Annotated in this window: 16 protein-coding genes and 5 pseudogenes; 5 read left to right on the top strand and 16 right to left on the bottom strand. The window is 43.7% G+C overall.

Translation table 11 applies throughout. The features are described from left to right. Position 1: 1 nt before the first annotated feature. A complete protein-coding gene (locus tag JCM19039_RS05370; protein ID WP_042424659.1) occupies positions 2–1,555 on the top strand; it encodes a Ppx/GppA family phosphatase in 1,554 nt (517 codons plus the stop codon). On the opposite strand, the gene JCM19039_RS21620 is transcribed toward JCM19039_RS05370, so the two are convergent. Then, the gene (locus JCM19039_RS21620) at positions 1,547–2,908 is read right to left on the bottom strand and encodes a nitrogen regulation protein NR(II) (protein ID WP_052398533.1); all 1,362 of its coding nucleotides are present in this window, start codon (positions 2,906–2,908) and stop codon (positions 1,547–1,549) included. The two genes, JCM19039_RS05370 and JCM19039_RS21620, sit on opposite strands and share 9 nt — an antisense overlap. A 179-nt stretch (positions 2,909–3,087) precedes the next feature. On the opposite strand from JCM19039_RS21620, the gene JCM19039_RS05360 reads away from it, so the two are divergent. Then, on the top strand, positions 3,088–3,342 hold the full coding sequence (locus JCM19039_RS05360) for a DUF2624 family protein (protein ID WP_042424656.1): 255 nt from the start codon (positions 3,088–3,090) through the stop codon (positions 3,340–3,342). On the opposite strand, the pseudogene JCM19039_RS05355 reads toward JCM19039_RS05360, so the two are convergent. The 3 genes and pseudogenes from JCM19039_RS05355 to JCM19039_RS25170 form a co-directional block, all read right to left on the bottom strand. Further along, a pseudogene (locus JCM19039_RS05355) lies at positions 3,337–4,238 on the bottom strand (deoxyribonuclease IV). The gene JCM19039_RS05360 and the pseudogene JCM19039_RS05355 sit on opposite strands and share 6 nt — an antisense overlap. Before the next feature lie 7 nt (positions 4,239–4,245). After that, positions 4,246–4,797, bottom strand: coding sequence for a C-terminal helicase domain-containing protein (locus tag JCM19039_RS25175; RefSeq protein ID WP_238544929.1), 552 nt, complete (start codon positions 4,795–4,797; stop codon positions 4,246–4,248). Beyond that, positions 4,797–5,534: a DEAD/DEAH box helicase gene (locus JCM19039_RS25170; protein ID WP_238544928.1), complete on the bottom strand. Its 738-nt coding sequence runs from the start codon at positions 5,532–5,534 to the stop codon at positions 4,797–4,799. The genes JCM19039_RS25175 and JCM19039_RS25170 overlap by 1 nt, the downstream gene beginning before the upstream one ends. Positions 5,535–5,675: 141 nt before the next feature. Here JCM19039_RS25170 and vrrA point away from each other — a divergent pair, with 141 nt between their 5' ends. The 3 genes and pseudogenes from vrrA to JCM19039_RS05335 all read left to right on the top strand — a co-directional run bounded on the left by vrrA (position 5,676) and on the right by JCM19039_RS05335 (position 8,265). Beyond that, positions 5,676–6,161: a VrrA/YqfQ family protein gene (gene vrrA / locus JCM19039_RS05345; RefSeq protein ID WP_042424654.1), complete on the top strand. Its 486-nt coding sequence runs from the start codon at positions 5,676–5,678 to the stop codon at positions 6,159–6,161. Positions 6,162–6,239: 78 nt separating this feature from the next. Continuing rightward, positions 6,240–7,199: a 4-hydroxy-3-methylbut-2-enyl diphosphate reductase gene (locus JCM19039_RS05340; RefSeq protein WP_042424652.1), complete on the top strand. Its 960-nt coding sequence runs from the start codon at positions 6,240–6,242 to the stop codon at positions 7,197–7,199. An 89-nt stretch (positions 7,200–7,288) separates the two neighbouring features. Continuing rightward, positions 7,289–8,265: pseudogene (locus JCM19039_RS05335) on the top strand (ring-cleaving dioxygenase). A 576-nt stretch (positions 8,266–8,841) separates the two neighbouring features. On the opposite strand, the pseudogene JCM19039_RS05330 reads toward JCM19039_RS05335, so the two are convergent. The 12 genes and pseudogenes from JCM19039_RS05330 to JCM19039_RS23010 form a co-directional block, all read right to left on the bottom strand. Next, positions 8,842–9,961 (bottom strand): annotated as a pseudogene (locus JCM19039_RS05330) (Nif3-like dinuclear metal center hexameric protein). Next, on the bottom strand, positions 9,945–10,685 hold the full coding sequence (locus JCM19039_RS05325) for a class I SAM-dependent methyltransferase (protein ID WP_052398532.1): 741 nt from the start codon (positions 10,683–10,685) through the stop codon (positions 9,945–9,947). The pseudogene JCM19039_RS05330 and the gene JCM19039_RS05325 overlap by 17 nt, the downstream one beginning before the upstream one ends. Positions 10,686–10,748: 63 nt before the next feature. Next, positions 10,749–11,108: a cytochrome c gene (locus tag JCM19039_RS05320; RefSeq protein ID WP_042424649.1), complete on the bottom strand. Its 360-nt coding sequence runs from the start codon at positions 11,106–11,108 to the stop codon at positions 10,749–10,751. 194 nt (positions 11,109–11,302) lie between these two features. After that, the gene (gene rpoD, locus JCM19039_RS05315; protein WP_042424643.1) at positions 11,303–12,415 is read right to left on the bottom strand and encodes an RNA polymerase sigma factor RpoD; all 1,113 of its coding nucleotides are present in this window, start codon (positions 12,413–12,415) and stop codon (positions 11,303–11,305) included. Positions 12,416–12,462: 47 nt separating this feature from the next. After that, complete coding sequence (locus JCM19039_RS21615) at positions 12,463–13,440, bottom strand: toprim domain-containing protein (RefSeq protein ID WP_052398531.1); 978 nt, start codon at positions 13,438–13,440, stop codon at positions 12,463–12,465. Continuing rightward, positions 13,437–14,306 carry a DNA primase gene (dnaG, locus tag JCM19039_RS21610; RefSeq protein ID WP_052398530.1) on the bottom strand — a complete coding sequence of 290 codons (870 nt, stop codon included), beginning with the start codon at positions 14,304–14,306 and terminating at the stop codon, positions 13,437–13,439. Before dnaG ends, JCM19039_RS21615 begins: the two co-directional genes overlap by 4 nt. A gap of 335 nt (positions 14,307–14,641) precedes the next feature. Further along, a pseudogene (locus tag JCM19039_RS05305) lies at positions 14,642–15,453 on the bottom strand (pyruvate, water dikinase regulatory protein). Further along, positions 15,446–16,098 (bottom strand): annotated as a pseudogene (locus JCM19039_RS05300) (helix-turn-helix transcriptional regulator). Before JCM19039_RS05300 ends, JCM19039_RS05305 begins: the two co-directional pseudogenes overlap by 8 nt. Before the next feature lie 47 nt (positions 16,099–16,145). Continuing rightward, positions 16,146–18,227, bottom strand: a complete 2,082-nt coding sequence (gene glyS / locus JCM19039_RS05295) for a glycine--tRNA ligase subunit beta (protein ID WP_042424637.1) — start codon at positions 18,225–18,227, stop codon at positions 16,146–16,148. Between the two features lies 1 nt (position 18,228). Beyond that, positions 18,229–19,116, bottom strand: a complete 888-nt coding sequence (gene glyQ / locus JCM19039_RS05290) for a glycine--tRNA ligase subunit alpha (protein ID WP_042424635.1) — start codon at positions 19,114–19,116, stop codon at positions 18,229–18,231. 305 nt (positions 19,117–19,421) lie between these two features. After that, positions 19,422–20,174: a DNA repair protein RecO gene (gene recO / locus JCM19039_RS05285; RefSeq protein WP_042424632.1), complete on the bottom strand. Its 753-nt coding sequence runs from the start codon at positions 20,172–20,174 to the stop codon at positions 19,422–19,424. A 9-nt stretch (positions 20,175–20,183) separates the two neighbouring features. Further along, positions 20,184–20,312, bottom strand: coding sequence for a YqzL family protein (locus tag JCM19039_RS23010; protein ID WP_152549040.1), 129 nt, complete (start codon positions 20,310–20,312; stop codon positions 20,184–20,186). Positions 20,313–20,417: the final 105 nt, after the last annotated feature.

Genomic DNA, 20,417 nt, shown 5'->3' with positions numbered 1-20,417 from the left:
CATGAATGAAACAAAGCGAATGGCCGTCGTTGATGTAGGGTCTAATTCCATTCGCCTTGTCATCTATGCCATTGATGAGCAAAGAAGATACCGTTCACTGTACAACTTTAAGATCGCTGCCAGACTAAGCGAATACTTAGACGAACACGATGTATTACGACCGGAAGGCATTCGCGTTCTCGATCAAGTATTTGTTCAATTTAATGCCGTTTTACGCGCCCACGAAGTGAGTGACGTAAAAGCAGTCGCAACAGCAGCCATCCGAAGAGCACAAAATCGCAGTGAAATATTAGAAAGCATCTATGAAAAGACAGCTATAGAAATCAACGTCATCACCGGTCAAGAAGAAGCATATTACGGATATTTAGCTACAGTAAACTCGATTCAATTAAAAGATGGGCTGATTTTTGATATGGGGGGCAGCAGTACTGAGGTTGCTTACTTTAAAGACCGTGAACTCGTTCACTCGCACAGCTTCTCGATTGGTGCACTCACACTTGCAAAACTTTGGAGTGACGATCCTGCATCCATCAAGCGTGTGAAAAAGCTTGCACACGATGCCTTTGTTTCCATCCCGTGGTTACAAAACCTTAACGTTCCTCTTATCGGCATAGGCGGGAGCGTCAGACAAATTGCTGCGGTTCAACGTCGTCGCCACCAATACCCTGTGTCCGGTCTACATCAATATGAAATGAACGACACCCAACTACTGGATACGTACCACTATTTAAAGAAAATCCCGCGTATTAAACGAGGAGAAGTTTCAGGACTATCTGAAGATCGTGCGAGTTCAATCGTACCCGCTGGGTTGTTTATTTCTGAGCTCATGCATTACACAAAAGGAAAGCGTCTTATCATTAGCCGCAAAGGTCTTCGAGATGGGCTTCTTTATGATTCATTGCTTAGTGATCGACAAACCCGTCGCTTCGTGAACGTAAAGAAAGAGACGATCACTCAGTTAATGAGGGAGTTTAATCTCTCCACCGAATACGGTAAGGCCATTTATGCACTTTCACGTGAATTGTACAACTGTATTTATGCAAATGAACAAGAAGAAGACCAAAAAAATATGGAAGAGCTCCTCTACTTTAGCTCATTACTTCGACAGCTCGGCACATATATTGACGAAGAACATGCACACGCTCATACGCTAAACGTGTTAACGAATCGGTCATTGGATGGATTTTCCCACCAAGAGCGCATATCCATGGCTTTGCTCAGTTCATTCACGTCTGTTAAACGGTTGAGAAAAAGGGCCATCCAGTATAAACGCATCCTAAACGGGCGAACGGTTCGTAAGCTTGAAGTCATGGGTGCCATACTACGTATGGCTACATCATTATATGTAACCGGTAGAGATGTCATTGAGAAAATAGAATTGAAAAATACCGGTCGAAGCCGGCATCCACAATTCATTTTCCATGTAAAAAAAGGAGAACCTTATTACTTTGAACAACAGCATACGACGTTATCTCTAAAGCAACTCGAGCGAGCTACAAAGACGAAGTATCGCATGCTGTTCGTTGAACATCAGCCTACTGAAGAATCATCGTGAAAAGGGAGGGGAAGGGTTACAATCGTACCTGCCCCACTTCGCTATCAATACGGAACGTTCTCCATGATCTTCGATTAATTTTTTGGAAAGAGAAATACCGATTCCGGTCCCTTTCTCTTTCGTTGTTGTGAACGGCTCTCCGAGTTTATTGAGAATCTCAGGCGGGATTCCTTGCCCATTATCTCCAACCGTCACTACGTATCTGCTGTCTTTCATCTCCGTTTTTAACGTAAACAACTTGTTCGTCGTATCTTCTTTGTACGCTTCAACTGAATTACGCAACAAGTTCAATATGACTTGTTTAATCATCGTTTCATTCATAAAAATCTTCCGCTCTGTATCAACGAGCTCTGATGAGAATTGAACGTCATGGAGCAAGCACTCTGACCGAATGATGTCTTCGACAGAACGAATGACCCCCATCGGATTTTGCAACCTTCGCTCAAACTTCTTTCTAGACATGGATAGAAAGTTCTCAATAATAACATTCATTCTGTCTACTTCTGAAAAAATCGTATGGCTATATTTGTGGAAACTATCCGTTAGTTCCGACAATTGAAGAAACCCTCGAATAACAGACAATGGGTTTCTCAATTCGTGAGCTACTCCAGCTGCCAAGTGCGAAACCGATTCCATCTGTTGACGGTAAGCAAGCAAGTTTTCATATTTTAGTTCTGCACTTTCATCAAAAATAAACCCGACAATCTCGTCGTCTGCCGGTAAGTATGTGGCATACGCGGCGATTCGAAGTTCATTGCCAGCGTCAAAGCGTTTTACACTGAGCTGCTTTGTCGAAATGGCATTCATTACACACTCGTAAATGGTCCTGCCGTAATCTGACTCAAATTGAAGAGACGAAAGCTTTAATTCCGGCAATAAAAAGGTGTTTCGCATAAATACTAACTTTTCAAATCGACGATTCATTTCAACAATTGTAAGCTTTTCATTGACACGAACATACCCACAAGGAAGAGATTTCATCATGCGGCCTGTCGCTTCACGGTTTTTCACATCTGTGGCAGACTGAACTTGCCCAATCAAATAGAAAGCATCTTCTCGAAAAGCTCCACGATAAAATACCCTGATTTCTTTTCTAGCGAGAAAATGAGTGAGGACAGCCTCTTCAGAACGCTTCGTTTCGTACATCTTCTTGAAAAAGTCCATCGCCTTGCGCCATTCATACCCTAAGAAAGTAGCGAAAAAACGATCGGTTCGATCCAACACTTCTTTGGCATGTTCATTCTTGTACTGTACGGTACCATCCTGCTGGATCACTAACCGAATTTCCTTACTTAGTTGTTTGAATACACGTTGTTCGTCATAAGCATCTTCCACTTGCGCGAAATCTTTCATGCTCACACGCTCCTTACATCAACCGAATCGTTGGCAATTTTCATCATACTAAACTTTAATTTCATTATACCGAAACTTAAATTCATTGAATAGATAATATTTCCAATTCATTTGAAATTAAATAGTAGTCACATGACGAGCCTAATCCATCATACGTTGTATTAAAGGATGTGATCGTAATGTGGATGGGATTAATTAATCAGTACGTGAAGAATATGTCACCTCAAGAGCTCCAATCAATGGCGGCATCTCGAGGGGTTCAATTGACGTATGGTGAAGCCGATAAACTTCTTTACTTGGCGAGAACCGAGAAAGTGAATTTAAAAAACAAGGCGTCTGTGTATGCGTTTATTGATAAAGTCGAAAAAGCAACATCGAAGTCTCATGCGATGCTGCTTTACGATTTATATGCTCAGTATAGTCATAAACTATAGTGGCACACCTGCTAGTATCTTTTCTTTCAAATCCTCTTCGAAGTTACCCGCTCTAAACATGGCAAGCTCATACTGGTACGGCGGTTTTTTGTTTTTCTTATCTTCACCAACATAAGGCGTTTCAAGAATCTTTGGTATGTCCTTAACAGCCTCATGACGAACAATCCGATTTAATGCATCAAAACCAATGTGACCAAATCCAATATTCTCGTGTCGGTCTTTTCTGGCGCCTTGCGGATTTTTGCTGTCATTCACATGCAAAACTGCAAGGCGGTCCAGTCCGATTAAACGATCAAACTCTTCCATGACCCATCAAAGTTATTGACAATATCATAGCCTGCATCATGGGTATGGCACGTATCAAAACAGACCGTTAATTTATTGTTATGGGTCACACCTTCGATAATCTGTGCAAGCTCTTCGAAACTTCTTCCACACTCTGACCCTTTTCCGGCCATCGTTTCAAGAGCAATGTTTACTTTTTGATCAGGGTGAATGACTTCATTTAGCCCTTCAATAATCTTTTGAATCCCCTTTTCAGCACCTTCTCCTACATGAGCACCTGGGTGAAGAACAATTTGTTTACCGCCAAGCGCTTCTGTTCGTTCAATCTCAGAGCGCAAAAAACGAACGCCAAGGTCATACGTTTCTGGCTTGACAGAATTTCCGATGTTTATAATATACGGGGCATGCACAACAACTTCTTCAATGCCATGTTCTTTCATGTGTGCTTGTCCGTTTTCAATGTTTAGCTCTTCAATCGCTTTTCTGCGCGTATTCTGTGGCGCACCCGTATAAATCATCATTGCCGTTGCCCCGTACCCTGCTGCTTCCTCACTTGAAGCAAGCAACATTTTCTTACCACTCATCGATACGTGAGAACCGATCTTGTTGATCGTCATGTTAACCTCTCCTTCTTCTCGCTTCTTCTTTCATTTTTTTCTTATAGCCTGGCTTAATGTTTTTTTGTTTCTTGTTTGGCGTACGTGTCGGTGAACTACTTTTACTTGATGAAGATTTCGTTCGCACTTTACCTGGTGCATAACCACTACCTAGTTGTTCAATTTCCTTCCATTCCCCGTGTTTAAGATCAACGTAATGGAAAAAGAAACGCTGTTGTTGAAGTTTATGGAGAGCCGGATAGTCTTCCTTATCTACAATCGTATACACTTCTCCACTTAAGTCGGCTCTAGCGGTTCTTCCGGCCCGGTGTTGAAAGTACTCCAGCTCATGAGGGATTGACACATTCACGACGTGTGATACGCCTTCAATATCCATACCACGAGCGGCAAGGTCAGTACAAACGACGAACGGTACATCTGCACGGTTGATTTTTTTCATCGCTTGCTTACGCTCTCTTGGGCTTAAATCACCGTGGAGCGTCTCTGTATCTATTCCATGTTCAATGAACAAACGAGTGAGCGAATCTGCTTCTTTTTTTGTATTTACAAACACTAGACACAAATACGGGTTAAGGCTTGTGCCATTTCAATCGTGAGCATTTCCCGACTCCGACTTTTTAGTGGGATCAAATAGTGGGTCAACCCTTTGGGAGACGGCGTGTCCGGTTTAACGTGCACATGCTTAGGGGCTTGCATATACTTCTTTAAGAAAGGTCGCAACTGTTCAGGAATCGTTGCTGAAAAAACGAGCATTTGTAAGTCATCTGGCATTTGCCCTGCCACTTGGTCAATTTCGTTAATAAATCCCATATCTAACATCTGATCGGCTTCATCAATAATCAGTGTGCTTACGTGGTGGACGGACACTGCATGCTCCTGCCTTACAAGATCGTGAAGCCTGCCTGGCGTAGAAATAAGGATGTGTGGCACTCGTTTCAATCGTTCAATCGCCCGGTCTTTATCGGTTCCTCCGATGGCTCGTTGCACACGAATCTCACCTACTCGCTCTGCCAACGTGCGCATCACCCGATAAATCTGTTCTGCAAGTTCTCGCGTCGGTGCAACGACAACCGCTTGCAGTTCATTTTGATTGGTATCAATATTGGAAAGCACAGGTAACGCAAATGCTAACGTCTTTCCAGTACCAGTTTGTGATTGTCCGATCACATCATTTTTGTTTAAGATCGCTGGAATTAGCCGTTCCTGAATCTCTGTTGGTCGTGTAATTCTTTGTTCTTCTAACGCTTGTATTAATGAAGGCTCAATGTTGAGCTTTTGAAATCTAGACATCTAAATCACCTCAAGTTTTCCTTGGTAGACACATTCTTTAATTTTACCATAAACAAACATTGAAAAGAATACATCCCATTGAAGAGCCTAGCTGCATACTTTAATTATATTCCCTTTATTTCATCGAAAGGATGTGTTCATATGTATGGCTACCCTCCTATGCCCTTACCGATGGGTCCACCTGCTGCTTCTTTTTCGCGTGCGTTACCGATCGGGGCTGGCCTTCCGTTAAGCTCGGCAATGGCAGCTCCCGGAGCTGCATTATCTGGCGGACTTGCTCCTGGAATTGGAAGTGCAGCCGCGCTATCTGGTGGTTCAGGAATGCTCGGTTCAATCGGAAGATTTATGCCGATGATTCAAACCGGCGCTAAGTGGATTCCGGTTATTCGGAAATACGGTCCGATGGTGCGTCAAATTCCAGGCGTTGTTCGGCAAGTGAATCAGATGCGCCGAGGTTCTGGGCAAAATGAAAACACACAGGGCGAACTTCCCGCCCCGCAAACGGTTGCTGAAGAGGAACCCGTAGTGGAAACCGCTCCTACAACCCTGGAAACAACACAAGAAACGATGCCCGTGCCACCTTCTTCATATACCGGAAACGAACCTCCACCAAAACTATACGTCTAGTTTCGCCTCGCTTTGCTTTTCAATCCTACAGTCTACCTGTATAATACAAAGTAGCCTATTATATTGGAGGACTTGGCGATGGAAGTTGTAAAAATTACCCCTCGAGGTTACTGTTACGGTGTTGTTGACGCTATGGTCATCGCCCGCCAAGCAGCAAATGATGACAGTTTACCAAGACCGATTTATATTCTTGGTATGATTGTTCACAATAAACATGTGACCGATGCATTTGAAGAAGAAGGCATTATCTCTTTAGATGGTCCAAACCGTTTAGAAATTCTTAAGAACGTAGAGAATGGAACTGTGATTTTCACAGCCCATGGTGTCTCGCCAGAAGTTCGCAGACTTGCGGATGAGAAAGGCTTGATGACCATTGATGCAACGTGCCCAGATGTTACGGTTACGCATGACCTCATTCTCGATAAGAAGAGTGAAGGCTATGACATCGTGTATGTCGGGAAGCGCGGGCATCCGGAACCAGAAGGTGCAATTGGTGTCGCTCCCGAGCACGTACACCTCATTGAAACACTGGAAGACGTTGAAGCTTTAGATTTAAAACGTGACAACATCATCATTACGAATCAGACGACGATGAGCCAATGGGACGTTCAAAACATTATGGATCGTACGCTAGAAAGGTACCCTCACGCCGAAGTACACAATGAGATATGCCACGCGACTCAAGTGAGGCAAGAGGCCGTTGGCGATCAAGCGAAGGATGCCGATCTATTAATTGTTGTTGGAGATCCGATGAGCAACAACTCCAATCGACTTGCACAAGTATCTAAAGACATCGCGTCTACGAATGCTTATCGAATTGCTGATGTAAGTGAACTTAAACTCGAATGGTTAGAAGGTGTCAACAAAGTCGCTGTTACAGCTGGAGCGTCTACACCTACTGCCATTGCAAAAGAAGTCATTATGTTCTTAGATCAATACGATCCGGAAGATGAAGATACGTGGACACGTGAACGCAAAATTTACGGAGCTAAGATTCTTCCTCCTCTTCGCAAGAACATGAAATCAAGAGCAAGATAAAAAGCCTGGGTCTCAGGCTTTTTTATTTGACAATTTGTTAGTTTAATATTAAACTGATAACAACATCGAAATTGGAAGGATGAGTAAACGTGAATACACTCAAAGGATTGCACCATGTGACGGCAATTACGAGCAGCGCTGAAAAAAATTACGAGTTTTTTACGTATACACTCGGAATGAGACTCGTGAAAAAGACGGTTAATCAAGACGATATTCAAACGTATCACCTCTTTTTTGCTGACGATACAGGCAGCCCTGGGACAGATATGACCTTCTTCGATTTCCCTGGCATCCCTAAAGGCAGACACGGAAATGATGAAATCTACAAAACATCCTTTCGAGTACCTAGCGACGATGCTCTCGCTTACTGGGAAAAACGATTTAACGAACGCCAAGTTTCTCACACCGGCATTAAAGAACAATGGGGAAAAAAGACACTATCATTCGTTGACTTTGATGACCAACAATACCAACTCATCTCCGATGAGCATAACAGTGGTGTTGCTTCTGGAACTGCTTGGCAAAGTGGTCCCGTCCCTGTTGAATATGCAATCATAGGGCTAGGCCCCATCTTTGTACGCGTTGCCAACATCGAAGCGTTCTCTTTGTACATGCAAAAAGTCCTTGGTTTCGAGCAGCAAGGCAAAGAAGGCTCTTTTACATTGTTTGAAGTCGGAGAAGGTGGTAACGGGGCAAGCGTCATCGTCGAACACAATACGGTACTGCCTCCCGCTCAGCAAGGGTTCGGCACCGTTCACCATGCAGCATTTCGCGTTCACGACCGCGATGCACTGAACCATTGGATTGACCGACTTAACCAATTCCAAATTCCAAACTCAGGCACGTAGACCGACATTTCTTCGAATCTTTATATGCTCGGGCGACATCCCGTATCTTATTTGAATTTGCAACTGATGGCCCTGGATTCATGGGAGATGAGCCATATGAAACGTTAGGTGAGAAACTATCATTACCACCTTTCCTTGAAGAAAAACGCGAGGAAATTGAAGCCGTCGTTCGCCATATTGATACGAAACGAAGCACAAAGGATCTGACGAACGAGTAAAACCTCTTTTAGCTGGAGCTAAAATTAGTGTCATCTTCTATTTTGGAACAGCCCATGGAACGAACTTCTATGAGCTATATAAGTTGAACGAAAGAATTTCTTCACGAACGAATGATAGACCACCCGTTAAAGCCTAACGTTCATCGACTTTGAGATTGATCTTAATCGTTTACAATAGACGCAGCCATGATGGGTATCTAATGCTATTGACCTCCAAAGTGTACGGATCGAGTTGAATGCCGATATTGAGCAACCCCAGTTCAGCAACGTCGCCAATTCAGTACCGTTAATTGGAACGAAAGGCGGTGACGCCTGCGGAAAAGGGCCGAGACGAGACCCCGCAGATCGTAAGATTGAGGTGGCTCGGTCGGTCCTCCGCGGTCAAGAAAACACGGTGGGCGTCTTTTGACCACCGATGTTGCACTTATCGTCTGGACTGCAGACATCAGCCTGCAGTGGAAAGCGACAACAAACTGCGCAATTAGGAATATGTTAGGTCCATTCTATATAGTACTGCAAAATCAAATAAAAAACCTCTCCAAAGCAAACATTTTGGAGAGGTTTTTCTGTCACGTTTTAGATAAACGTAAACGGGTCGGTATTAATAGACGAAGCACGATATGTCACGTTGAGGCCAGCTTCATGCGTCTGCTCTCTTAGTTTACGCTCAACGCCTGCTTTCATAATTTCTTCAATATGATGACCAGGGTCAACGAGAGATAATCCAGCTAGCATGGCATCTTGTGCAGTATGAAATTTTAAGTCTCCTGTGACGAATACATCTGCCCTTGTTGCAATGCCTCTTGCCAATAATTATTACCGTCACCGCCTAGAACTGCTACCTTTTTTACTCGTTTGTTTTCATCTCCAGAAAAACGTAACCCCTCAACGGAAAATGACGTTTTCAACGTTTGGGCAAACGCTTTAAGAGTCGTTTCTTGTTCCAACTCGCCAATTCTTCCTAAACCTTTCATTTCCCCTTCCAACCTTAGCGGGTACAGATCATATGCCACTTCTTCGTATGGGTGCGCCTCATGTAATGCTGAAATCGCCTTGTTCAATAACATTTCAGGAACAATGGTTTCAATCCGAACTTCCTCGACTTTTGTAGGCTTCCCTACTTCGCCAATATGCGGGTTCGTATTACTACCAGGAAGAAAAGCACCTGTCCCAGAACTAGAAAATGAACAGTGAGAATAGTCCCAATGTGACCGGTGCCGGCATCACCTAAGCTTTGCCTCACGTCCTCGGCATTTTCAACAGGTACGAATGCCACGATTTTATACAGACGCTCTTGGTCAGTTTGTACGAGTACGTTTACATCTGTTAGCCCGATCTTTTCAGCAAGCATATCGTTCACGCCGCCGTCGGTAATATCAAGATTTGTGTGGGCAGCATAGACGCTAATGTCATGCTTTAAACATTTTTGAATAACTCTGCCTTTTGGACTGCTCAAATCAATGTTTGAAAGTGGCATGAATAACAAAGGATGATGCGCAATAATAAGTGTCGCACCGAAATTCACCGCTTCATCAACGACGTCCTCTGTAACGTCTAGTGTCGTTAAAACCGTCTCTACAGGCTGTTCTACATCGCCGATCATAAGACCGATCGGGTCTTTATCAAATGCTAGAGATTTGGGTGCAAACTCATCCATTAGCTGGATCACATCTTTTACTTTAGCGGCTTTTGACATAGGCGAGTGCCTCCTTAATTCGTTTTAACTGCTGATCGATACGTCCATACGCAGAATCTGCCTGCTGATCTTGATGATTGGCGATCGCAATCTGACCTTTGACCCGTGTGAGGTGCTCGTATTCTCCCTCCCACTTTGCGATGAATGCCTCTCCACCTTGATGAAGAAGCAGTGGACCAAACATCATCTCTTCCTCAAATCCAAGACCTGTGTGATGATAAGGCGCTTCCTTATGACCCCGTTTTGCGACAATCACCTCATAAAAATGGTCAGCATCTCGTACAAGCTTTTCCTTTACAATTTGCCAGCCTTGTGCATACAACCACTCTCTTAATAGATCTGCAGCAACATTCGCTTGCAGGATCAGTGTATTCACTCCATTGAGCTTGTCATTGCCTTCATCAAGAATGCTTTTGATTAAGCTACCACCCATACCCGCAATTGTGACGGTTGATATGTGATCTTCTTGCCTCAGCGGCTCTAATCCACTGCCATGGCGCACAGATATTTGCCTTGAGAGACCCGAACTTTCGATATTTCTTAGCGCGGTTTGAAACGGACCGGCATTCACATCGCTAGCAACCGCTGATTGAATGATACCAGCTTGGACAAGCGCCTCAGGTAACTGCGCATGATCCGTGCCAATATCGGCGAGTACTGCCCCCGCTTCCACTTCCAGAGCGATAACCCTCAGACGTTCAGACAATCGTTCAATCAATTCCAAAGAAGACCCTCATTTCTTATGATCAATAAAAACGAAAAAGGAGCCTCGTGGCTCCTTTAATGATTATTCTAAGCTTGATACGTATTCTGCAACAGCTTCAGCCTCTTCACCACTAACGAGACCATCTGGCATTGCCCCAGGACCCTCTTCAATCGCTTGGATGACAACATCCATATCCAAACCAGCTACCGGTGGTCCAGCTGTTCCCCCTGCACCAGCATCACCGTGACAGCTCAAACAGCTATCTTCAAATAACTGCTCGCCTAGCGCTACCGGATCATCTGTATCCATTTCTTCGCCATTTTCATTGCCTTCTTCGCCCTCTTCTCCACCAGCTCCTAGGCCGATAAAAGAAAAGACAAGCATCAAGCAAATACCAACTCCTGCAATAAGTGCGAGTGGAATTAATGGTTGTCCTTTCATGAAGTTTCCTCCTAATCGTAACGATATGTAAATAGTAATAGATTCGCTCTATATTTTATACGAAAAGCGAAAAAAAGAAAAGCATACACGACCGACTTTGCGCAAATTGTCATTTTCTAATGGCCATCAATTTGCATTTCACCTTGTAGGTGAGTAAGATAAAGAAAAACGGGTTGGAACACAACCCGCTTCCCTTACTCCATGAAATCTTTCAATCGTTTGCTTCTGCTTGGATGACGGAGCTTTCGAAGCGCTTTAGCTTCAATTTGACGAATTCGTTCACGTGTAACACCAAACACTTTACCGACCTCTTCAAGTGTACGTGTACGCCCATCATCAAGACCGAATCTGAGACGAAGAACGTTCTCTTCACGATCGGTTAACGTGTCAAGAACATCTTCGAGTTGTTCTTTAAGCAACTCGTATGCCGCAGCATCTGATGGTGCCAATGCTTCTTGGTCCTCAATGAAATCACCGAGGTGTGAATCATCTTCTTCACCAATTGGTGTTTCAAGCGATACGGGTTCTTGAGCAATCTTTAAGATCTCTCGAACTTTCTCTGGCGTTAAATCCATCTCTTCCGATACTTCTTCTGGCGTCGGCTCACGACCAAGATCTTGTAAAAGTTGTCGTTGAACACGGATGAGTTTATTAATCGTTTCCACCATATGCACTGGAATTCGAATGGTTCGTGCTTGGTCTGCGATTGCACGCGTAATCGCTTGACGAATCCACCACGTTGCATACGTACTGAATTTGAACCCTTTATTGTAATCAAATTTCTCTACGGCTTTAATCAGACCCATGTTACCTTCTTGAATTAAGTCAAGGAACAACATGCCACGACCTACATAACGCTTGGCAATGGACACAACGAGACGAAGGTTCGCTTCAGCCAATCGGCGCTTCGCTTCTTCATCGTCTTCTTCAATGCGTTTTGCAAGATTAATTTCCTCTTCCGCTGATAAGAGGGGTACACGGCCAATTTCTTTCAAGTACATACGCACGGGGTCGTTAATCTTAATACCCGGAGGTACACTCAAATCATTCAGATCAAGGTCTGTTTCTTTTTCAACTTGGTCCATACTCGGCACTTCTTCACCTTCATTAAGAAGATCCACACCTTGCTCACCCAAGTACTCAAAGAATTCATCCATCTGGTCTGAATCTTGATCATATGGGGCTAGCTTTTCTGTAATTTCGGCGTAAGATAGCACACCGCGTTTCTTACCTACTTCTACGAGTTGCTCTTTGACTTGATCGATCGACATTTCACCTTCTGCGATGCGAGGTGGTTTCTCTGCCATTCGATCTCCCTCCTTCCAATTCCAAAAACATGTTGCATTGCGTGTATTTAACGCACATTCGTGCGCTTCTTCGGAAACTTACCGCCAATTCTCTTTTTAAGCGCGATGATTTCATTTCCTATATTTAAGGCTGCCTCGATATCTTTTCTTCGTTCAGCGTCCTTAAGCTCATGTTCTTTACCTTCTATTTCTACCCAAGTTGGATAGTTCTTAACCAACTCAATATAATCGGTAAACGCTTCTTTCGTCATCTCCATACCTGATTCCATCATAATTTCCGTAGCAATCTGCTGAAGTTCCCTGTCATCCAGATGCATAATAAACGAATGACTACTCGCCTCGTGTCCGTCAGCATAGAAGGCGTACAAGTACGCAGCGATCGCTGCATACTGGTCCACATTAAACTCTCCACCAATGTGGTCCTTTACTTCATCCGCCCACTGTTCGTCATCAATCATCGCCCGAATTAACATGCGCTCGGCTCGATGAAACGCGGGTAATAATTCACGCTTTACTTGAGCTTGAGGTGGAGCTGATTGGGTTCGTGGCTTAAAAGAGCGAGACTGTACAGAATCTGTGTGATTTCTTCGTTGTTCAATCGACGATAACTCTTGATGCAATGCTTCTAACGATATATCAAATTCTTGAGAAAGGTCTTTCATAAAGTATTCTCGTTCAATAGCACTTTCAACACCAAGAATAATCTCTAATACTCTTTCGATATATTCGCGTCGATCTCCTTCTCGTTGTAAGTTTTTCTCTCGCCTTAACCGAGCAATCTTAAAGGAAGAGACTGCGGTAGCTTCATTTTCAATGAGATGGACAAATGCTTTGCTTCCGTACTCCGTCAAAAATTCATCGGGATCTTTACCCTCTGGCATAGGTACAACTCGCACATCGCAACCTACCCCTTGCAGTGTCTCCGCATTTTTGATGGCCGCTTCCTCACCCGCTTGATCTCCATCATAACAAAGGATTACATTTTCTGTCAGATTTCGGATTCGCTTTGCTTGGCTTTGATTCATGCAGTCCCGAGCGTAGCAATCCCATTATCTATACCATGTATCCAAGCGGACACGACATCCATACAGCCTTCAAACAATACGACTTGATCTTTCTTTCTCGCTACTGGTTTGGCGAGGTGATATGCATAAAGCATGTTGCTCTTTTTAAACAATGCACTCTCAGGGCTGTTCAAATACTTCGGATGGTTGTCTTTGACGAGCGCTCGTGCATTGAAACCAACATGTTTGCCACCAATATCATGCAACGGAAACATGACTCGATCAGAAAAGCGATCATAAGAGCTTCTTCCATCTTCAGGTACTTGCAATAAACCGGCGTTTGCCATCAACTTGAGATTAAACTCCCGCTTATCGAGCAATGTTTTTAACGCTGAGCGCTCTCTAGGCGCATAACCTAAACGAAAGTGAAGCATCGCCTCTTCATTTACGCCTCGCTCCTGAAAATATTGATAGGCCACCCTGCCCTGCTCTGTGTTCATAAGCAAGTGATGATAGAAGCGAGTCGCCAATGAATGACCCTCTCTCATCATCTCTCCTTCGGATGTTGGCTCGGGGGAAAGTTCTACATGCTGCGTATCAATATTTAAATTATCCGCGAGTTTAAGAATGGCTTCTTGGAACGATAGCTTCCCGTGGTCGATGAGAAATGAAACCACATTTCCTGATGCTTTACAACCAAAACAATGATATAACTGCCGGTCTTTGGAAACAGAGAAAGACGGCGTGTTCTCTCCGTGAAAAGGACATAACCCTACGTAACGGTCTTGCCCTTGTTTCTTTAGCTCTACGACTTCTCCGATGACGTCCACTATATCTGTCCGTTCACGAACTTCCCGAATTAGAGGCTCAGGAATAGTTTTAGACAATCGTACAATCACCACCGCATCGTTCGATTTTATTGTTATGGTTTACAAAAAATGACCAGCGTGTGAAAAAAGAATCCGACACATTCCATGACGGCCGTGTCGTATTCTTTACCACTCGCTGACGTATGGCAAACCATTTCTACATAAAACTAGAAAAACCTTTTTTCTTTGGTTTTTACTTATAACATTTGCGAACGTAAACAACACATTTACCTATTATAATTGATATTTCCACCGTTGACTACACCCGTCACGAAAAAAACACGAATATCGTCGAAAACCCACGAATGGAGGCGAGAGAGATCGAGTCAGACCTTTCTCACCTTTGGAAATGATTATTTCTTGAAATAACTGGAAATGATATTTGCCGTTTCTTCAACAGCTTTATTTGAAACATCGATCACACGGCAGCCGATCTTCTCCATAATTCTCTCGGAGTATGCCAATTCATTTTCAATGCGAGCGAGGCTAGCATAGTTCGCCTCAGCTTTTAAGCCGAGTGACTTTAACCGCTCTGAACGAATCTCTATCAACTTCTCAGGGGAAATCTTTAATCCGATACATTTCTCTGGAGAGATTTTGAACAGTTCCTCAGGCGGGTCCAGCTCTGGCACTATTGGCACATTCGCAACCTTTAACCTTTTGTGCGCCAAGTATTGTGAAAGTGGTGTTTTTGATGTTCTTGACACGCCAATAAGCACCACATCTGCATGCAACACCCCACGTGGTCCCGTCCATCATCATACTTCACCGCAAACTCAATCGCATCGACCTTCTGAAAATAATCTTCATCTAAGCGGTATACAAGTCCTGGTTCGTATTTTGGCTGCAATTGCAAAAGCGTCGTTAGTTTATCAAGAATCGGTCCTAAAAGGTCGACTGCTTCAACCTTTTCACGTTCTGCCGCCATCTGCATGTACGCTTTAATCTCTGGCACGACGAGCGTATACGCAATCATGGCACCAACGTCCTTTGCCAATTGTAACACTTCATTGATTGTCGCTTCATCTTCAACGTAAGGAATTCTCCTTACTTCAATTGTTGTATTTCCAAACTGGCTTGAAGCCGCACGGATGACAAGTTCTGCCGTTTCTCCAACAGAATCCGATACTACGTAAACAATCGGGTGTAGTTGAAACTTATTCATGGGTTTCCTCCTTCATTGGCAGATCACGATTCATCACATCCACAAGCAATTTTGTCATTGTTGTTTTCGTAATCCTGCCCACGACTTCATAGCCTCCATCGGGTCCTTGATTCACGACTGGAACAGCATCAATTTGTTTTTCAATCAATCGCTTGCATACCTCTATGAGCATGTCTTCTTTGTAACAAACCGTGATGTTCGGCATTCTCGTCATAATAATACTCACTGGCATGGATTCAAGCTCTTGATTGCCTAGACTCGCTCGCAACAAATCCTTACGAGACAATACACCAGCAAGCTTTGCATCGGCATTCACGACAAACAACGTGCCTACATCTTCAAGAAACATCGCGCTAATCGCGTCATACACAGAATCTGACTCATTCACAACGACAGGGATGGATTGATATTCTTTTACTTTTAATGTTTTTAACTGTTCAATCGGTATTTCTGCACCTGTTTTACCCGTGTAGTAATACCCGACTCTTGGCCTTGCTCCGAGAAACCCGACCATTGTGAGAATGGCAAGTCCGGGCGTAACGTCGCTCGTGTGAGAGAAAGTTTGTCTGCGATTTTCTCCCCAGTAATCGGCCCTTCACCCTTTACGATTTCTAAGATCCGCTCTTGCCGATTCGTCAATTCGATAACGCATCACCGCCTTTGTACAAAGATGCACCTCCCTTTTTATAAGCTTAAGAAGGAAGCACGAGAGATTGGAATTTCGCAAAACGATTGATTTCAACAGATAACAAGCGCATCTGGGCTAACCGATTGTTCTTTTCATGTTCTTCTTTGCTCATAACCATAATTTCATCGAAATAGCGATGAATGACCGGCGAAAGCTGCACGAGTTGCTGCCACGCTCCATCCACATCGTTATGATCGAGCATGGGTCCCATATTTTCTCGCAGAGCTTCGTACGCTTTGTATAAGTCATGTTCTTCAGCTTTTACGAAAAGCGATGGGCTCACATCAAGTAATAACTGTTCATCTTGCTTAGCAATATTGTTCACACGTCCAAGTGCTTCTGCTGCTTGTTTTAGTTCCTCTGTTCCGTGAATCGATTGCAAAAAGGAAGCTTTTTGAAATACGGTGTCCACTCTTCCTAGCGGCAATACAAGAAGCGATTCAACAATGTCATAACGTACGTCAGCTTCTTCTAACGCTGTTTTCATCCGCAATAAGAAAAACTCTTCGATATCTTTTTGGAGATGCGGATTCTCAATCGTGTATGGTGCTTTTTCAGCTACACCTACAGCAAGCTCAACCATTTGTTCAAACGTTATATTGAGAGCAAAATGATTGGCCAACGTAACAACCGCCGCTGCCTGTCTTCTCAGACCGTATGGGTCTTGCGAACCCGAAGGCTTTTGACCGATTGCGATAGCACTCGTAATCGTATCAAGCTTGTCAGCAATACTTGCATATGCACCAATTTTAGAATCTGGTAGCCGATCGCCATTAAATCGAGGAGAATAATGATCTTTCACAGCAGAAACAACCATTTCATGTTCTCCTCGTCTCGCTAAATAATCACTTCCGATTAACCCTTCTAGTTCTGGGAATTCATCTACCATGAGTGTCGACTGGTCTACTTTAAGAAGCTCTGTGGCTCGTTCTAAAAAGGCTCGATCTTTATCGCTCACGCCGAGTGCTTCTGCAAGCAAAAGAGCTAGTGCCGCAGTTCTTACACTTTTATCTTTTAACGTTCCGACCTTTTCTTGTTCAACGATGCTGTCCAGTCGCTTCAAGAGTTCGTCAACAGACAGTTTTTGATCTTCATTGTAGAAGAAAACCGCATCACTCAATCTTGCGCGAAGCACTTTTTCATTCCCTCGCTTAATATTGTCTAGGTGCAAGTGATCGCCATTTCGCACCGTCACAAAATGAGGGAGAAGCTCACCCGTTTCTGAATGAACGGCAAAGTACCGTTGATGCTCTCTCATTGAAGTAATTAAGACGGGATCAGGAAGCTGAAGGAAGTTCTCATCGAAATCTCCGTGTAATGCTGTAGGGTACTCCACAAGGTTTGTTACCTCTTGAAGAAGTTCTGCTGGTTGGTCAATTGTCCAGCCGTGCTCTTCTTCAAGGAGAGCAATTTGTTGCTTGATAGCTGCCTGCCGCTTCTCAGGCATCACAAGCACAAATTCGCGAAGAAGTGTTTCTTCATAATCATCTGCTTGTTCGAGCTCTACTTCTGTTCCTAAAAAGCGATGACCATACGTATTTCTTCCTGTCTGGATATTCGTAATAGTTGCGGGTATCACTTCATCACCAAATAGCGCGCACACCCAATGAATCGGCCGGACATATCGCGTTTTACTATGTCCCCAGCGCATGCTTTTTGGAAAAGATACGTCTAAGTATAACTGGACAACTTCTGGTAGCAGGTGAATCGTTTTTTGACCTGTTACTTTTTTGACAGCATACACGTATGACCCTTGTTCAGTATCTCTCGTTTCAAGTTGGTCAGCATCTAACCCTTTGCCCTTAGCAAAACCAATTGCCGCTTTTGACCAGCTTCCATCCTCATTTTTTGCAATGGATGCAGAAGGTCCCCTTGATTCTTCAACGGTATCTGGCTGTACTTCATCTACATCAAAAACGAGCACACCAAATCGACGCGGTGTCGAAAACGCTTTGATGCTCGAATAGTTGACGCGCTTATCCTTAAACCATTGGGTTACCTTTTGTTCAAAACTGTCACGCCCGATGTCAACAAACTGCGCTGGGATTTCTTCAAGACCTAATTCTAGTAATAATGTCTTTGCCATATTATGCTTCCTCCTTTGCTTTTTCCTTTAACAACGGGAAGCCTAATCGCTCTCGCTCTTGGTAATGAATAGAGGCACATTTTCTTGCTAAGTTACGAACGCGCCGAATATATCCGGTTCGCTCCGTAACAGAAATCGCTCCACCTGCATCTAAAAGGTTAAACGTGTGGGAACATTTTAAAATGTAATCATACGCAGGGAAGACGAGATTCTTAGCAAGGGCAGCAGCTGCTTCTTGCTCGTACGTGACGAACAGTTTTTGGAGCATGTCATGGTCTGCTACTTCAAATGTGTATGTGGAGTGCTCAAATTCCGGTTGGTAAAAAATATCTCGATACGTGTAACCCGCTTCCCATTCAAGATCAAACACATTCTCCTTATCTTGAATATACGAGCATAACCGCTCAAGACCATATGTGAGCTCTACAGCAACCGGATCAGCATCCAACCCTCCAACTTGTTGGAAGTACGTAAACTGCGTAATTTCCATCCCGTCAAGCCACACTTCCCAGCCTAGACCCCACGCATTTAATGTTGCATCTTCCCAATTGTCTTCAACAAAACGAATATCATGCTTTAAAGGGTCGATCCCTAGCGCTTTTAAACTTTCAAGATACAGCTCTTGAATATTCGGTGGAGAAGGCTTCATGATGACTTGAAATTGATGGTGCTGGTACAAGCGGTTTGGGTTATCTCCATATCGTCCATCAGATGGTCGGCGTGAAGGCTCCACGTAAGCGGCGTTCCATGGCTCTGGTCCGATACTTCTAAGAAACGTCATTGGATTCATCGTTCCTGCACCTTTTTCAACATCATACGGTTGCATAATAAAGCAGTTTTGCTCTGCCCAAAATGATTGCAACTTTAAAATCACTTGTTGTACATTCATCTTTCGTTCTCCTTTCATCTTTCAAAGGTTCGTCACACGAAAAATCCCGTCCCTAGCCCATTAACCAATTAATGAGCTAGGGACGGGATTTGCCCGCGGTTCCACCCTAGTTGTGCAACGTGCACCACTTCGTTCAATGCATTACTCAAAAGCGCCTTCCAAAGGATACATTTATGCGGCTTGCACCGTTCCGCATTCGCTATATAATGTACTGCCCTTTGTACTCTTCTTCATCTACGTAATGTTCGTATGTAAATAACTGTAGAGAAATCATACATAAAAACGAATCTGATGTCAACTCACAGTCAAGCTTTTGGCTTCCAATTCTCCCACTGGTCAAGAAACCGTTTTGACTTCAAACGAAGACCGCTATATTGATCGTAATACGTATCAATGACCGATGCTAGTTTATCCCTCATGGCGATGCTTACTTCGATTTGCTCAATGTTAGGTGTTCGAACATAAAACCATTCGCGTAGCATACGAACCTCTTCATCCGTTAATGCGAGCCGGTACTGATCTGTGTGTTTGCAACGATTACACAAGAAGCCCGCTTCTTTGATTGAAAAAGAAAAAATTCCTTTTGCTTCTCCGCAATTCGCACAAGCCTTTAATTGCGGTCGTATACCAAGAAGATGGGTCACCTTCCATTCAAACACCCGCCGCAATAAGACAGGGTCGTCCCCCGCTTCCAACCGCTCTAACAAGTGAAGCACGAGTGCAAATAAATTCGGGCTCGATTGCTTTTCCTCCACACTACTGTCCAAAAGCTCTAAAATATATGCTGCATACGCCGACATATCAAGGTCTTCACGTAAAGAACGGAATGTGTGCAACATTTCTCCTTGAGATAACGTTCCCATACTTTTGCCCATATAAAACGTGAGGTGCGTGTGTGCATACGGCTGACAAATGGCTGCGTACTGACTTTTTGGTTTTTTTGCACCTTTGGCCATGAGTGCCAGTTTGCCTTTTTCCTTCGTAAATACTTTCACAATCAGATGGGACTCGCCATACGGCAACGTGCGTATGACGATCCCTTCAGCTTTCTCTAGCATGAGTTACAATCAATCCCCTTCGTTTTGCAACCTCTCGTCCTCTGTAAACTCATCCTCACTATATCGCTCATTCTCTTTGTGTAAAAGGTACGTATCCAAATCACCGGTTAAGGAAAATAACTTCCAATAACTTAGCATCAATCTCCACCCCTTCATTATAACGTATGATTAGAATTTACATATACAAAAGAAATCATGAGTAGTAATAGTTTCCGTATTGAATAAAACGCAAATGATTGAATT

This window comes from Geomicrobium sp. JCM 19039, from assembly GCF_000698145.1.
In the GTDB taxonomy this organism is placed as follows: domain Bacteria; phylum Bacillota; class Bacilli; order Bacillales; family Marinococcaceae; genus Geomicrobium_A.
Note: the sequence above shows the minus strand (reverse complement) of the source record. Positions and strands in the feature narration are given on the sequence as shown.

Excerpts from the sequence above, each read along its gene's own strand:
- vrrA (WP_042424654.1), top strand. The coding sequence starts at position 5,676 with ATGTATGGCTACCCTCCTATGCCCTTACCGATGGGTCCACCTGCTGCT.
- recO (WP_042424632.1), bottom strand. The coding sequence starts at position 20,174 with ATGCTAGAGAAAGCTGAAGGGATCGTCATACGCACGTTGCCGTATGGC.
- JCM19039_RS05360 (WP_042424656.1), top strand. The coding sequence starts at position 3,088 with ATGTGGATGGGATTAATTAATCAGTACGTGAAGAATATGTCACCTCAA.
- JCM19039_RS21615 (WP_052398531.1), bottom strand. The coding sequence starts at position 13,440 with ATGAATCAAAGCCAAGCAAAGCGAATCCGAAATCTGACAGAAAATGTA.
- JCM19039_RS25170 (WP_238544928.1), bottom strand. The coding sequence starts at position 5,534 with ATGTCTAGATTTCAAAAGCTCAACATTGAGCCTTCATTAATACAAGCG.
- JCM19039_RS05370 (WP_042424659.1), top strand. The coding sequence starts at position 2 with ATGAATGAAACAAAGCGAATGGCCGTCGTTGATGTAGGGTCTAATTCC.
- JCM19039_RS23010 (WP_152549040.1), bottom strand. The coding sequence starts at position 20,312 with ATGCTAAGTTATTGGAAGTTATTTTCCTTAACCGGTGATTTGGATACG.
- JCM19039_RS05340 (WP_042424652.1), top strand. The coding sequence starts at position 6,240 with ATGGAAGTTGTAAAAATTACCCCTCGAGGTTACTGTTACGGTGTTGTT.
- glyQ (WP_042424635.1), bottom strand. The coding sequence starts at position 19,116 with ATGAATGTACAACAAGTGATTTTAAAGTTGCAATCATTTTGGGCAGAG.
- glyS (WP_042424637.1), bottom strand. The coding sequence starts at position 18,227 with ATGGCAAAGACATTATTACTAGAATTAGGTCTTGAAGAAATCCCAGCG.
- JCM19039_RS05320 (WP_042424649.1), bottom strand. The coding sequence starts at position 11,108 with ATGAAAGGACAACCATTAATTCCACTCGCACTTATTGCAGGAGTTGGT.
- JCM19039_RS21620 (WP_052398533.1), bottom strand. The coding sequence starts at position 2,908 with ATGAAAGATTTCGCGCAAGTGGAAGATGCTTATGACGAACAACGTGTA.
- rpoD (WP_042424643.1), bottom strand. The coding sequence starts at position 12,415 with ATGGCAGAGAAACCACCTCGCATCGCAGAAGGTGAAATGTCGATCGAT.